Raw genomic sequence first — 15,052 nt, 5'->3', positions numbered from 1 at the left:
CTTACTTCACAACAATGGTGATAGTAGCAACAGGGTTTAACCAACGATGACTGCTACTATCGAGGTCGCTGATTCCGCCAGCCGCGTCACTATCACCAATGTTGCCCGGATGAATATGAACCTTAGCGTTTGAGACTGCAGTTTCAACTCCAGTACCACCAGCACCAAAGGTAATAAATGGCGGGGTTGGCATGCTGCCCGCTAGCTCATCATTGGCTTCTGTGCCTGCGTCATAGCCATTGAGGGTCGCTTTATAGGTGCCCGCTTGAGTTGGGATTTTCCAACTGTCTAAGCCAACAAAGCCGTCGTTGGTTGGCAGCAGCATGGCACCCAATGACAAGTAAGCTAAATCACCGGTGTCGATATCAAACGTAGTTGCGACGCCCGGATTAAGAATACCGGTGGCTGGGTTTTCAACCACCACACCACCCGCGTTTGCAATCAAACTCGATAGACCTGAAATATCGCCACCTTCGGCCATCGATTCCAATTCCGCAGAAGCACTCTCACCCGTTCTAAACATGAACAAGCTGGAGTCATGAGCGGCTGCCAAGATAGGCGTAAAGTAGATCCCTTTCGTTGCGTTGGTAACGGTCACCTCAAGCTCTGCAGCCTGAACCTGAGCCGCTCCGAAGGCCAACATAGCCGAGCTAATCACTAAGCTGATTTGAGTACGTTTGTTCATTTTGATTCCATCCTTTATCGAGTCCTATCGTTGCCAACAAAACGAATAACAGCGATATACCGTTACCTTTGCCAGAACGAACTGTGGTGTTGTTGACTCTAAGAATGGCGATCAAATCTATCAGCAACTTCATTGAATTCTCATAAAACTCTCACAAGTTTATTCAAACTTATTACTATCCAGAAATATAGTTCTAAGAGACTGATATATAGTTAGAAACTCTCGTTCTAGAAATGAGAGTTAGACAAGGAATCATGGTTCAAGAATAGTGCAGACCAAACGCAAAAGGCCCAATCGACATACCGACTGGGCCTTTTATCTGATGTGTCAAAGTTCTCTCACGAAAGCTCAATCGATTTCAGCTGAGCGAACCATACACCACCAAATTAGAATGCGTAGTTTGCGTCAACAAGTTCGCTTACTTCAACTTTGCTTACTTCTGCGCGAGCTTCAAGCCACTGCGCTACTTGCAGTTGCTCTGCTTCTGTCACTGAACGGTAGCGCTCAATAGAACATAAGAAACCTTCGAACAGCTCTAAACCACCGCCACCAAAGCACAGGCCGATGCTGTCGATAAAATCGATAAATTCATCGATGAACACATCGTATTGGTCAAAATCAGCAATCGAAGTCGTGCAGCTTACTTCAAAACCTAGAATAGCGAATTCACCTAGGTATAACTTCTTGCGTAGGCGGCGATTTTTGTTTTCGATTTTATCTAATTTCATAACTGTCTCTCTTTTCGTTTGATAAAGCATTTATACACAGTTCTTCGTTAATTCCCAAGAGTTTTGTATTGCACGAGAGGCTTAACGGGAAAAATCGTGCTGCAGAAACAAAACCTTAATCAAAACTATAAAAATCTGTCACTTAACTGCTTCACGATTGGTCACACATTGAACCAGCTATTAACTCATTAGAAATAGCTTGGTTACACGTGAATAACAAATAATAAAGTCAGCCAACAGGAAGCAGTCCCGATGAGCAAGGAAACATTTGATAGCACTCGTTTTAACAAGAGTAACAACAAGCCCTTCGAAGAAGTTCTAGATGCGAACCTTTCAAGAAGAAACGTTCTGAAAGGCGGTCTTGGCATCAGTGCAATGACCGCCTTTGGCGCATTTGGTTTAGCGGGTCACAGCACGGCTAACGCTACGACAATGCAAGCAACGGGCGCGCACAAAAGCACCGCAACACTTGCCTTCGAATCGGTTAAAGGCTCTTTAACAGACAGTGTCGTTGTACCAAAAGGCTATACAGCACAAGTATTGGTTCCTTGGGGTACCCCACTGAACAAGCAAGGCAAGGCTTGGTTAAAAGATGGAACCAACAACGCACAAGATCAAGCGAACTCACTGGGCATGCACCACGACGGCATGCACTTCTTCCCGCTTGATGGCAACAGTAACGACGGCTTGTTGGTGATCAACCACGAATACATCGACCAAAAAGCACTGCACACTAATGGCCCAACATACAACGAAGGCGCTCGCCCTAGCCTTGATGAAGTACGCAAAGAGATCAACGCGCACGGCGTGAGTGTGGTTCGTGTAAAACTGGATGGCAACCAGTGGGTGATGGTGGATAACGATCCACTTAACCGCCGCTACACGGGCGCGACCGTAATGGATCTATCTGGTCCTGTTGCTCATAGTGAATTTACCAAAACCAAATTCTCACAAGACGGCAGCCAAGCTCGTGGCACGTTGAACAACTGTGGTAATGGCTACACGCCATGGGGCACTTACCTAACGTGTGAAGAAAACTGGCCGGGTTATTTTGTTAACAAAGGCGAGACAACGCCAGCACAAGAACGTATTGGTATCGCAACCGACAAAACACGTTACGGTTGGGACACGCTTTCAGGCAATAAACAACAACGCTTAGACGAGTTTGCACGCTTTGACGTAACACCAAGCGCTGATTCGCCGATTGATGACTACCGTAACGAAGCACATGGTCACGGCTACATTGTCGAAATCGACCCATATACAGCGAACTCTCGCGCTAAGAAACGTTCAGCATTGGGTTGTTTCCGTCATGAAGGTTGTACGTTTGGCAAACTTACTGAAGGTGAGCCTATCGTGTTCTATTCTGGCCACGACTCTCGTTTTGAATACCTGTACAAATTCGTTTCTGAAGCGAAATGGGACCCACGTGATGCAGAGCCGAGCAATCGCCTAAGTGCGGGTGACAAGTATATGGACAAAGGCACACTGTATGTGGCTAAGTTCAATGATGATGGTTCAGGTACTTGGCTACCACTGACTCTGAGCAGCAAGACTAAAAACGGCGGTAAGCTAGGTGATTCATTTGACTCTCAAGCAGCGCTTATCATCAATACAGCAGGCGCTGCCGACCTTGTTGGTGCAACGCCAATGGATCGCCCTGAATGGTGCTCTGTTGACCCAATGACAGGTACCGTTTACCTAACGCTAACAAATAACAACAAGCGCAAAGAAGCGAACTCAGCGAACCCTCGCGTAAACAACAAGTTTGGCCATGTTATCCGCTGGGATGAAGGCAAAACTGCGAGCGAATTCGATTGGGATATCTTTGTATTCGGTTCTCCAGCAGTGGAAGACAAGTCTATTAACCGCTCAGGTCTAACAGACATGAACCAGTTCGCCAGCCCTGACGGCTTAGCGTTCGATGCTCGTGGCATCTTGTGGATTCAGACAGATAACGGCGCAGACGAAGTCACTGGCTACACCAATGACCAAATGCTGGCAGTTGTTCCATCTCAGCTAACGGGTGACAACGGCAACAGCGCGGTAATTGATGCAAACAACCAAGCACAACTTAAACGCTTCTTTGTTGGTCCAAACGGTTGTGAAGTAACAGGCTTTACCATCAGCCCTGATTTCAAATCGCTATTTGTAAACATTCAACACCCTGCAAACTGGCCATCGTCAGAAGATGCGACCGCACAGACTCAAGGCAATGTTCGCCCAAGAGCATCTACCGTTGTGATTCGTCGTGAAGACGGCGGTGAAATCGCGGTTTAATAAGCAAATCTAGCTAAGATCAGCAACCTTACTGTTATCTAGTTTCTGTTCGCTAGCTAGTTAAATCAAAAAAGAGCGATAAGGCCAAATGCCCTATCGCTCTTTTTTAAATTCTATAAGCTCTTTGATTCAACTAATGATCTGCGACTTTGCAAACTGCTCTTCACCCCAAACCAAATCACGCACCGTCATCCTCGAGAAGGAGGAACGACTGAGTCGGGGATCTCTAATCGTTATCGTTGATCGCAATACCGTTAATCACAATTAACTCACGAACAACCACACGCCAACGCCCATCATCAACGTACCTGCAATACGGTTCATTAACTTAACGTTATCGGCTTTGCCCAGCATATGCTTTAAGCTCTTTCCGCCTGTCGCGTATAAGGTCATGCAAACAAACTCAGAAACCAGAATAATCGACACCAAAATCAACAACTGCGGCGCTAAGTCTTTATTGCTGTTAATAAAGGGAGGCAGCAGAGAAATCATAAACGCCCAGCCTTTTGGGTTCGCAATTGCAGTGACAAAACCTTGAACCACCAAGTCCCAATCATTGCTGACTTTTGTTGTTTGGTTGTCAGTGCTGATCGCCAGTTTGCCTCTCGAACGCCACATCTGAACGCCTAAATAGAACAAGTAAGCTGCACCAACAAATTTAAAGCCTGTAAAAAGCCACGGGTAGTTCAACATAATAGATGCAATACCCAATACCGCAGCAATAGAAACCACCGCAACACCAGCCAATTCACCGATCATCATCCATAATGTACGCTTGTATCCAACACTCATTCCAAGTGTCAACGCCAAGGTCATACACATACCGGGCGTAATTGACACAAAGAAAAATGTGGGAATAAAAGCCCAAAGTAGTGCGCTATCCATATTATTACCTTATCGACTTATTTTTATTTAAGTGTTTAGCTTGTTGAGCTGTCTTTCTAAGGAGCTACCTTATATTTAGCGACACAACGAAAAAGAGCCACAATACAGTGGCTCTTTTCCATTACCAACCGTAATTTTACTTACGACGGTTTTTAATTCGCTTCATCATAGTCAAACGACGTTCTGCGCTTGCTTGATCTTGAGGCTCTTCGTTCGCGTTGTTCTTACGACCTTGGCGGTTTTTGTACGCCGATTTAGTGTTCAGCTTCTCGATGTAAGCATCACGTTTCTTCGGTTCATAACCCGGTTGTTCAACACGGCGAATACGTTGTTGAATCAGTGTTTCAACTTGAACAACAGTCAACTCTTCTTCGCGGTTAACGAAAGAAATCGCATGACCTTGTTTACCAGCGCGACCTGTACGGCCAATACGGTGAACGTAATCTTCCGCTAGGAAAGGCATGTCGTAGTTAATTACATGTGGTAAGTCTTCGATATCAAGACCACGAGCTGCAACGTCGGTTGCTACCATCACACGTGCTCTGCCTTCTTTGAAGTCATCCAAAGCACGACGACGAGCGCTTTGTGCTTTATCACCGTGACAAAGTACCGCTTTAATGCCGTCTAATTTAAGCTCTTTAACAACGTCATTCGCTGTTTCTTTGTAGTTCACGAACACAAGCACTTGGCGCCAGTTTTTACGGCCAATCAGCTCAGAAAGCAGTTCTGTTTTACGCTCTTGATCCACAGGGTAAACCACGTGACCAACAGTAGAAGCCGTTGAGTTTTCGCGCTCAACACTGATACGTTTTGGTTTACGTAGAATATCAACAGACAGTTGGTTTAACTGAGTAGAAGTCGTTGCAGAGAACATCATGATTTGCGGTGATGTTTCTACATCTAGCATGATCTTACGAACGGCATTAATGAAGCCCATATCAAGGATACGGTCAGCTTCATCAAATACTAGAAATTCTAGGTTTGCGATAGACACGTTACCCGCTTCTAAGTGCTCTTCTAAACGTCCAGGTGTTGCAACCAAAATATCCACACCCAGCTCTAATTGACGAACTTGTGAAGACATTTTGTTACCACCGTAAACCGCTGAAACGCTTAGTTCAGTGTATTTAACGTAGTCTTTAATGTTTTGAGCGATCTGCGCAGCAAGCTCACGAGTTGGAGCAAGAATAAGGCCGCGAGCCGTTCCTCTAGAAGCCTTTTTGCCGCTGTTCAAAAGGTGTTGGATAACAGGCAATGAAAATGCCGCTGTTTTACCCGTACCGGTTTGAGCAGTAGCAAAAATATCATGGCCTTTACGAGCCATTGGAATCGCTTTTTGTTGAATTGGAGTGAGTTTTTCATAACCACACTCAGTCAACGCTTTGACTAATTCAGGAGCAAAACCTTGAGAGGAAAATGACATTGTTACGGGTTCCTTAAGCAGACAGCCTACATTCTTATTTCAGCCGAGCACTATAAAGTAATTAGAGTGATTTATCTCACATTTATCGTGATATAACGCAAACTTTCTCATTTAATCTGGTGTTTATCCCGCCTTCAACGAGGTAAACACCAAGATCCTTGGTTCAAACAGCAAAAACAGGGCTATTTGATGCCACACAGCTTGAGTAGAATCTGCTCGAGATCGCTCCACGGCATTAACTGCGAGTCGATCACTTCAAGACGAGACTCAAAGCCATCAAGGGAAATTTCATTCACTGACACCACTTGATTCGCCACATTGAATGCGTAGCAACCTTGGTCGGTGTTCACTACGGCTTTTACACGCTCAGCCGTTAGATCCGACAGCATTGAAAACAGCGCATCAAAATCAAACTTATGCTCTGCGCCAAACAACCAGCCACAACTAAAGTAGCCCTGCCCTTTATTCTCTTTACGGATGAAAGCTTCACCGGGAGGAAGTTGGAATTGAGGCTCTTGCTCAGCGTGATCGTGATGATGCGCTTCAATATGAGAGGAAGCACTACCGTATACTCTTTCAATGTCCAACACTTCCAATGGCACTTCACCATCGTGAATTAGCTTATGGAAGACTTTTGCTGGCGTTTGATCCGTCACCCAATCATTGAACACATCGATGTCTTCAGAATGAACAAGGTCAACCTTAGTACCAAGAATCACATCAGCACTGTCCAGTTGATCATTAAAATTCTGATTCAAGGTGTACTTTTCATTAGAAAGATTTCGAGGGTCAACCAAACCAAGCGTCGCTTTTAAATCAACATAAGGCGTGTACTGATCGGAAGTCAGTGTCGCAATCACTTGTTTAGGGTGACCAAGCCCTGTCGGCTCAATCAATAAACGGTCCGGTTTTTGGCGCAGTAAGGCATTAATACCTACCGACATAGGCACACCAGCAGTACAGCACATGCAGCCACCCGGTACTTCTTTAATCAAAGCACCTTGATCCGTCATCAATGCGCCATCAATGCCGATTTCGCCGAACTCATTAACTAGGACAGCCCAGTTTTCATTCTCAGGTTTATTTTTTAGAAGGTTCAAAATAGCGGTCGTCTTACCGACACCTAGAAAACCCGTAATTATGTTTGTAGGAACTTTTTTGATCATATCAGTTCTCCTTTTTTAAGGAGTATATACACAATCACGGAGAAATTGACCCCAATCGCTTGTATGTACGGAGAATGATTTAAGCCAGAAGTTGTATGAGTGTCACTAGAAAGGGGGGAACGAAGAAAAATAAATGCTCCAGACGAACTAAAGGCGTACTTATCAGTACGCCTCACTCTCGTTACTCAATCGTGAGTTCGCGAATCAGGAAGCCTTAAATATCGACCTGAACAATTAACGAGAAACTAAAACTTTGTATCTGAATCCATCCAAATTGTGTGTAAAACCTCACGTCTCCTTGCGGTTTGTTATGTTGCTTTACGATTTAACTATGGTTCATTTTTAGGGATATTCAAGGTGCCATCTGAGAATCGATCAAAATTGTGACGAGGATTCCACTATTGCCCATATATTCCATTTATGTAACACGTACATTCCATAAATGAAATTCAACTTTTCATCTTTGCTGCTATAGGATATGAAGAGGACGCGTATAATTTATTGCAGTCCCGCCTTAACCCATTCAGGAGCCTTATCTCAATGACCAGAAGAGAGAAAATTAAGCAATCCTTATTAGCCAAAATGCCAAGGGATGCTATTAATCAATTTCTCTCAAGAGATAAGACACCCGCTTCCGTTCTCTTTCTTTCTTGTATTGTAGGTGTACTTGCTGGCGTGGTGGGTACCTATTTCGAAGTCGCGGTTCATTTCATCACCGAAACTCGTACCGATTGGCTTAAAGATGAGATTGGTAGCTATTTACCTCTTTGGCTCGCCGCTTTCCTTATTAGTGCTGCATTTGCCTTTATTGGTTACTTCCTTGTTCACCGTTTCGCTCCAGAGGCTGCAGGCTCAGGCATCCCTGAAATTGAAGGGGCGATGGACGGTATGCGCCCTGTTCGATGGTGGAGAGTATTGCCAGTAAAATTCTTTGGCGGTATGGGCGCATTAGGCTCTGGTATGGTTTTAGGTCGAGAAGGACCAACCGTTCAAATGGGCGGCAGTATTGGTCGCATGGTCACCGATATCTTTCGAGTCAAAGATGACGACGCCCGACATTCACTATTGGCTTCGGGTGCCGCAGGTGGTTTGGCCGCGGCATTCAATGCACCACTCGCCGGAATCATGTTTGTAGTCGAGGAGATGAGACCGCAGTTTCGCTACTCACTCATTTCAATCAAAGCCGTCATCATCTCGGCGGTTTCAGCCAATATTGTATTTCGTTCGATCAATGGCCAATCTGCCGTTATCACAATGCCTCAATACCAACCGCCTGAACTGGATGCTCTGTGGCTATTCTTGTTGTTAGGTGTATTGTTCGGCCTGTTTGGTGTGATTTTCAATAAGCTAATTACACTTTCGCAAGACCTGTTTGTGGCAATACACAAGAATGACCGTAAACGCTACTTAATGACAGGTTCCCTATTGGGCGGTTGCTTTGGCTTATTGCTGCTCTATATACCGGAGTTGACTGGCGGTGGTATTGGTATCATCCCGAATATCACTAATGGCAACTACAGCGCAAACGTGCTGCTGTTAATCTTCTTAGGGCGCGTGCTCACCACGCTACTTTGTTTCGGCTCTGGTGCACCGGGTGGTATCTTTGCACCAATGCTTGCTCTAGGAACACTCTTTGGATACGCATTTGGGCTTATCGCGGCGGCATTCTTCCCTGAACTGAACATAGAGCCGGGTATGTTTGCGATTGCCGGCATGGGCGCCTTATTTGCCGCCACTGTGCGAGCGCCTATCACTGGCATACTGTTGGTTATTGAAATGACCAATAACTACTACCTCATCTTACCGTTGATCATCACCTGCTTAGGCGCGGTAATCATTGCTCAGATGTTAGGTGGTCAGCCAATTTACAGCCAACTACTTAACCGCACGCTGAAAAACGAGAAACTAAGACAGCAAGATCTCCCTCAGCAAGAGGAAGTTCGTTAATTGCATTGAAAACGTCAGTTCAAATGTGGGACTTAAACGTAACTCGTTAAGTTCCACTAATACAATCAAATTCCACTAATACAATAAGCAAACCAAGCTCAATATTTATAGAACACTCAAGAAAATCAAAAACACTTTCATCGCGCTTTATATATCAATTTCGAATCAAAACCTTAAAAGCAAACGTTAAACTTGCTATTATCCACGAAATTATTTACATGCCTAACAACACCGATTGTGAGCATGACTGAACGTTTTGATTAGAGTATACGTTCTACATTTAACTGAGTGGAGCAAGTCGTTGAACTGGAGAAGATTAACCCAAGTAAAGAATGTTCCACCATCTCAGGCGTCTTTAGCACTTGGCGTTATAGGGCTGGGGCAAGCTTGGGCATTATATCTTCCAGGGGTTGGTGAGCTCATTCGTCCTTACCTTGCTGCGTTTGGCGCACTGTTATTGCTGCCCGTTTTACTTCGTTATCTCACAAGTTTTGATACTTTTATCAATGACATTCGCCATCCACTTAGCGGAAGCTTAATGGCGCCGATGAGCATGGCGTTATTGATTCTATGTGACTATCTCGCCGAGATATCTCCAATAATCGCCTATCCAGTCTGGTTCTGCGCGTTGTTGTTGCATTTTACCATGATGGTGTTGTTCTTTAGTTTCCAGATCCTCAATTTCAAAATGTCGAACATTGTGCCGAGTTGGTTCCTGTATCCCGTGGGGTTAATCAGCAGTTCCTTAGCAGGTACACAGTTTGGACACACCGTTTTTTCAGAGACACTGGCGGCCACTTGTATCGGTATCTATTTCCTAATGCTGCCAGTGGTGTTGTACCGCTTGGTATTCGAAGGAAACCTGCCACGTCGAGCAAGACCAACACTCGCAATCATGGCGGCTCCGGTTAACTTATCTTTAGCCGCTTACTTGGTGAACTTCGACAACCCAGATCCGATTCTGACAGGAGCATTGGCTGGCATTGCTATCACCATGACTCTATTGATTTACTTATGTTACATCCGTCTAATGCGTCTTAAGTTCCAACCTTCGATTGCAGCCGTCACCTTCCCGTCCGTGATCAGCGCCATTGCTATGCACCGCTTAACCACATTTTTCGGTGCTGAATACCCACAATGGTATTGGCTGCATAAATTCGGCTTCTTTGAATTAACCATCGCGACCATCCTAGTGATTTGGGTGGCAGGCGGTTATGTGAAAATGTACTGGCCTGAGTTTTTTGATTCTGATTACATGTCCAAAAAGGTTAAGCGTTCTTAAAACGAACGCCAGAAGATCTTACCTTGATCACCCCCTACTCCAATATCCAATTGTCTCTCGCTGGACAAACCAAACGAAAAAAGGCCTCACAATGTGAGGCCTTTGAATAGGCAAGGTGTCAATAGTTCAGGCGAGTGTTAATAGAACTGTCGAGAGCTATTAGAAATTAGCGTGAGGGCCAAAGACTTCGTAGTGTACGCGTGAGCGATCTACTTTAAGTGCGTCTAACTGCTCTACGATGTTTTTCATGAAACCAACAGGGCCACAGATATAGAAATCACTCTCTTCAAAGCCTTTAGTATCGGAGATAGACGCTAGATCCATTTGACCTTCATGTGTGTTCTCACACGCAGACTCTCCTTTGTTCATGTACCACGTTTTCGCTTCCCAACCTTTATCGGCAACAATATCTTTAACGCGAGTCGTGAAAGAGTGTTGACCTACGTTTTCACAAGCGTGAAGGTACAGTACAGGTTCGTTTTTCTGCTGGTTGTTTAAGAACTCAAGCATTGATTGCATTGGTGTTACACCCACGCCAGCAGAGATAAGCGTTACTGGCTTGCTACGCTCTTGATACATGAAGTCACCCGCTGGGGCATATAGGCTAACTTCATCACCGACAGCAACAGTATCGTGCATGTGATTAGATACTACGCCTTGAGTTTCTTGACCTTGGGCTTCACGTTTCACAGAAATTCGGTACTGCTTGCCGTTTGGCTTGTCTGATAGTGAGTATTGACGGATCTCGCTGTACTGAGCACCTTCAGGTTTCACTTCGATACCAATATATTGTCCTGGCGTATAATCCAGAACGTCACCGCCATCTTTTGGTTGTAGGATGAAGCTTGTTACTAATGCTGATTCTTCAATTTTATCTGCAATTACGAATGCACGTGCAGCTTCCCAACCACCAACAGCTTGCTTGCGCTGTAGGTAAAGTTCAGCTTCACGGTCGATGAATACTTGCGCTAAGAATAGGTAAGCCGCAGTCCACGCTTCTTCTACTTCTGGGGTGAATGCATCAGCAGCTAATTCACGCAGTGTTTCAATTAGGTGAAGACCAACGATTTGGTAATGGTCTGGTTGAATATTAAAGCTTGTGTGTTTCTGTGCAATACGCTCAACCGCTGAGGTTAACGCTGCTAGATTTTCGATGTTCTTTGCATAAGCTGCGATAGCTTCAAACAGTGCAACACCTTGGCGACCTGTTCTTTGATGAGTCATATTGAAGATATCTTTCAATTCAGGGTTATGCGTGAACATGCGTTGATAGAAGTGTTGAGTTAAAGCAGGGCCTGCGCTTTCTAAAAGAGGAATCGTCGATTTGATGATGTTGATATGTAGATTGTTTAGCATTGATTTACTCCGAACACTTAGTCTTTTGACCTTTCATGTCAAATTGACTAATTTTATTTAAAGATGACTTTATATTAATTCTTTCTCAATGAGCTCTTTGGCTACTATTTTTATGAGAATTACGTGGACTGATAAATTCGCATTAATTGATTCAAATCAATGATAGGTCAGTTATTCAGTCATATAGACAACACGCAATGGACACACTGCACAAACGGTGCCAACATGCGAAAGCTTGTTGTGCCTAGCATTCCTTCAAAAACCCTCTTCAAACTTTAGTCAAAAAGACCTTTTTTTTATGTCATAAAGACTCTACCATGTATAAAAATACAAACAGTATGAGCCCTTTATGCAAGATATCTCAGCATCCACTCTCATGGAAATGACCATTGGTTTAGCCAGCGGTGTGAACGATCAAGACCGTTTCAATCGCTTAATCGATGCCATTCGTAAAACCATAACGTGTGATTGTGTCGCACTTTTAAGCCTTCAAGGCGACACGCTAGTACCCATCGCAATGCAAGGGCTCAGTCGAGATACATTCGGTCGCCGCTTTATTATTTCAGAACATCCACGTTTTGATGCGATTTGTGCATCGCGTTCTCCAGTTCGTTTTGATGCGGATAGCTCATTGCCTGATCCTTTCGATGGCTTACTGATCGACCACGACGGCGATTTGCCTATGCATGCCTGTATGGGTTTGCCTCTTCTTTTTGGTGACAAATTGTTAGGGGTACTAACCCTCGACAGCCTAAAACCTGATGTCTTCGCGAATATTCCTGCTCGGAACCTAGAAGTTCTCGCTGCTATTGCTGCCTCTACGATGCAAATGGCGATGACTTTCTCGCAACTTGAACATCAAGCAAAACAGTCAAAGCAATTACTGGAAGAGCTGAATGTTGAAGCGTGGGAACGTGACGGCGGCGAATTGATTGGTAATAGTGACACCATGGTCGCGCTTAAAAACGATATCGCGGTTGTCGCACCCTCTGAATTTAATATTCTGATTCATGGTGATACAGGTGTTGGTAAAGAGCTCGTTGCTCGAACCCTGCATCACCAATCGCAGCGTAAACGTAACCCACTCGTCTATGTCAACTGTGCAGCTATTCCTGAGAACTTGGTAGAGAGTGAACTATTTGGTCACGTTCGTGGCGCGTTTACTGGTGCAGACAAAAACCGCTTAGGTAAGTTTGCTCTAGCCGATGGCGGCACGCTATTCTTAGATGAAATTGGTGAATTGCCTTTAGCAGCACAAAGTAAGCTATTGCGTGCACTGCAAAACAACGAAATCCAACCTGTAGGCCAAGACAACATTCAAACTATTGATGTTCGTGTTTTAGCTGCAACCAACCGAGACTTAAAGCAAGAAGTTGAAGACGGTCGATTCAGAGCCGATTTATACCACCGATTGAGTGTGTACCCTATCGCAGTGCCAGCTCTGAAAGACCGAGGTGACGACATCAGCTTGCTAGCAGGCTTCTTCCTAGAACAGGCACGTCGTAAACTTGGTATCAACCAAGTTAAATTCCGCTCTGATGTACTGGTATTTTTAAACCGTTACGGTTGGCCAGGTAACGTACGTGAGCTTGAGCACGTGATTAGCCGTTCAGCACTAAAAGCATTAGCTCGTAGCACCAACAAAAACCTCGTGACAATCACTAAAGAAGATTGTGGCCCACTCGACCAAGATCAGCCTATAGCGACGACACAGGTAAAAAACACACCTTTATCAACACCAACGATCGACCTATCTGCAGGTTTACGTGGCGCTACCGATGATTTTCAACGCAGCATCATCACTGAGGTGTTGGAAGATGCCAACTTTAACTGGGCGCAAGCAGGGCGAGTTCTGAAAACAGACCGAGCAAACCTGACTCGACTGTCCAAACGTTTAGGGCTAAATGTGGCGAAGTCTCACACGATCGAACGGACAAAATAGATATTAGCGGTTTGTTGCGAGCATCTGACAAAACTTGTGTATATAATGCTGCAAATTGTAACGCTAATTTTAAATATGTAGAGAGAGTTATGAAGTTTATCCGTTGGTTTTTAGGTCGCGTCATCTTGCTGTTGAATTTTGTTTTCAGCCCACGCGGTGTGAAGCGTTCTCAAGAAGAACAAAGCAAAGTGAACGAACAGGCAAAAACGCACACGTTGTACCAATTCGAAGCATGTCCATTTTGTGTAAAAGTACGACGCTCGATGAAACGTCAGTCTGTTCAGTTTGAACTTCGTGATGCAAAAAACAACGAACAACACCGTGCAGAACTTGAAGCTGGCGGCGGTCGTGTGAAAGTGCCTTGTCTACGTATCGAGAAAGACGGTAAAACTGAGTGGATGTACGAATCTTCGGATATCGTATCTTACTTAGAAAAACAGTTCGCATAAGCGGAAAAAGCAACACAAGCTAAATACAAAAAATCCCTCTTCATGAGGGATTTTTTTATGTCTGTAATCGATACGCTCTTTCGATTCAAAGAATCAAGCTTCTCGCATCTATTTCGCCACAATCAGCATCAACTCTACACGGCGGTTACAGGCTTTACCTTGTGCTGAAGCGTTGTTACACGCGGGAACGTACTCACCGAAACCGCGGGTGTAAATAGCACGACTCGAAACATAGTTACTTTCTAAGCGAGCTTTCACTTCTTTTGCGCGCTGTTCAGAGAGCGGATCATTAACACGATCACTGCCTGTATTATCAGTGTGTCCTTCAATGACGACATCAATGTCTTGGCGTCGAGAAAGATAGCTGCCTAACGTGTCCAACCAATTGTTGTAAGCGGGTTCAGGAGATGTCGAACCTGTTTTAAAGTTCACATGCTGTACAAGCTTTACCATCACATGGTTGCCAGGTAAAACTTCAAAATCGATACGGTTTTGTCTTAAAAAGACTTCCAGTGGATCATTGGTCGAAACGCCACGTCCGTAGTTAGTGGTAATAGTTCCTTGCTGATGAGTGGTTTGAACCACACCCCATTCAGGGTACATAATGTCATAATCAGTTTTCGGTGCAGTTTGTAACATATCCTCACCGAATAACCCTGTTGGTAACGTAGTTTCGCACCCAGCCAAAGCTATGCTTAACATTATCGCTAAATATCTCATTACTTCACCAACCACTTATGCAGATAAACCATTCACTAATGTCTATATCGGCACTGAGAGAAAAACTTTAGACAAAAACTTTATACGAAAAGAAAGCACGTCCAAAAAAAGTGTTTTTGATCACAGTTAATCGTCAACTCGCCTGTCATCGCCCGCCCGTTCCAACTGTTTGCATTTATTTACCTTATA

Annotated in this window: 13 protein-coding genes; 5 read left to right on the top strand and 8 right to left on the bottom strand. The window is 44.5% G+C overall.

Annotation, left to right across the window (positions count from 1 at the left end):
- Position 1: 1 nt before the first annotated feature.
- The 3 genes from AB4513_RS18095 to AB4513_RS18085 all read right to left on the bottom strand — a co-directional run bounded on the left by AB4513_RS18095 (position 2) and on the right by AB4513_RS18085 (position 1,413).
- Complete coding sequence (locus tag AB4513_RS18095) at positions 2 to 685, bottom strand: spondin domain-containing protein (RefSeq protein WP_102258328.1); 684 nt, start codon at positions 683 to 685, stop codon at positions 2 to 4.
- The gene (locus AB4513_RS18090; protein WP_012600501.1) at positions 651 to 818 is read right to left on the bottom strand and encodes a hypothetical protein; all 168 of its coding nucleotides are present in this window, start codon (positions 816 to 818) and stop codon (positions 651 to 653) included. The genes AB4513_RS18095 and AB4513_RS18090 overlap by 35 nt, the downstream gene beginning before the upstream one ends.
- A gap of 253 nt (positions 819 to 1,071) precedes the next feature.
- Positions 1,072 to 1,413 carry a YggL family protein gene (locus AB4513_RS18085; protein ID WP_004731398.1) on the bottom strand — a complete coding sequence of 114 codons (342 nt, stop codon included), beginning with the start codon at positions 1,411 to 1,413 and terminating at the stop codon, positions 1,072 to 1,074.
- A 252-nt stretch (positions 1,414 to 1,665) separates the two neighbouring features.
- Between AB4513_RS18085 and AB4513_RS18080 the strand changes: the two genes are divergently transcribed.
- Positions 1,666 to 3,693, top strand: a complete 2,028-nt coding sequence (locus tag AB4513_RS18080; protein WP_102258327.1) for a PhoX family phosphatase — start codon at positions 1,666 to 1,668, stop codon at positions 3,691 to 3,693.
- A gap of 264 nt (positions 3,694 to 3,957) precedes the next feature.
- On the opposite strand, the gene AB4513_RS18075 is transcribed toward AB4513_RS18080, so the two are convergent.
- The 3 genes from AB4513_RS18075 to AB4513_RS18065 form a co-directional block, all read right to left on the bottom strand.
- Complete coding sequence (locus AB4513_RS18075) at positions 3,958 to 4,578, bottom strand: LysE family translocator (protein ID WP_004731394.1); 621 nt, start codon at positions 4,576 to 4,578, stop codon at positions 3,958 to 3,960.
- A gap of 136 nt (positions 4,579 to 4,714) precedes the next feature.
- Positions 4,715 to 6,001 (bottom strand): DEAD/DEAH box helicase, encoded by a 1,287-nt coding sequence (locus AB4513_RS18070; RefSeq protein ID WP_004731392.1) that lies wholly within the window; start codon positions 5,999 to 6,001, stop codon positions 4,715 to 4,717.
- Between the two features lie 182 nt (positions 6,002 to 6,183).
- Entirely contained in the window at positions 6,184 to 7,167 is a 984-nt protein-coding gene (locus AB4513_RS18065; protein WP_102258326.1) for a GTP-binding protein, read from the bottom strand.
- A 540-nt stretch (positions 7,168 to 7,707) separates the two neighbouring features.
- On the opposite strand from AB4513_RS18065, the gene clcA reads away from it, so the two are divergent.
- Positions 7,708 to 9,114, top strand: coding sequence for a H(+)/Cl(-) exchange transporter ClcA (gene clcA / locus AB4513_RS18060; RefSeq protein WP_029225590.1), 1,407 nt, complete (start codon positions 7,708 to 7,710; stop codon positions 9,112 to 9,114).
- Positions 9,115 to 9,415: 301 nt separating this feature from the next.
- Positions 9,416 to 10,396 (top strand): TDT family transporter, encoded by a 981-nt coding sequence (locus tag AB4513_RS18055; RefSeq protein ID WP_029222915.1) that lies wholly within the window; start codon positions 9,416 to 9,418, stop codon positions 10,394 to 10,396.
- A 159-nt stretch (positions 10,397 to 10,555) separates the two neighbouring features.
- Here AB4513_RS18055 and hmpA read toward each other — a convergent pair whose 3' ends face one another.
- A complete protein-coding gene (gene hmpA / locus AB4513_RS18050; RefSeq protein ID WP_102258325.1) occupies positions 10,556 to 11,752 on the bottom strand; it encodes an NO-inducible flavohemoprotein in 1,197 nt (398 codons plus the stop codon).
- Positions 11,753 to 12,101: 349 nt separating this feature from the next.
- On the opposite strand from hmpA, the gene norR reads away from it, so the two are divergent.
- Both norR and AB4513_RS18040 read left to right on the top strand, forming a co-directional pair.
- Complete coding sequence (norR, locus tag AB4513_RS18045; protein ID WP_009845485.1) at positions 12,102 to 13,694, top strand: nitric oxide reductase transcriptional regulator NorR; 1,593 nt, start codon at positions 12,102 to 12,104, stop codon at positions 13,692 to 13,694.
- 89 nt (positions 13,695 to 13,783) lie between these two features.
- On the top strand, positions 13,784 to 14,143 hold the full coding sequence (locus tag AB4513_RS18040) for a glutaredoxin (RefSeq protein ID WP_065679986.1): 360 nt from the start codon (positions 13,784 to 13,786) through the stop codon (positions 14,141 to 14,143).
- A gap of 108 nt (positions 14,144 to 14,251) precedes the next feature.
- Here AB4513_RS18040 and AB4513_RS18035 read toward each other — a convergent pair whose 3' ends face one another.
- Positions 14,252 to 14,845, bottom strand: coding sequence for an OmpA family protein (locus AB4513_RS18035; RefSeq protein WP_009845487.1), 594 nt, complete (start codon positions 14,843 to 14,845; stop codon positions 14,252 to 14,254).
- Positions 14,846 to 15,052: the final 207 nt, after the last annotated feature.

It is taken from the genome of Vibrio sp. 10N.222.54.E6, assembly GCF_041473955.1.
Classification (GTDB): Bacteria; Pseudomonadota; Gammaproteobacteria; order Enterobacterales; family Vibrionaceae; genus Vibrio; species Vibrio tasmaniensis_A.
The sequence above is the reverse complement of the archived record's forward strand: the minus strand, read 5'-3'. Positions and strand labels throughout refer to the sequence as shown.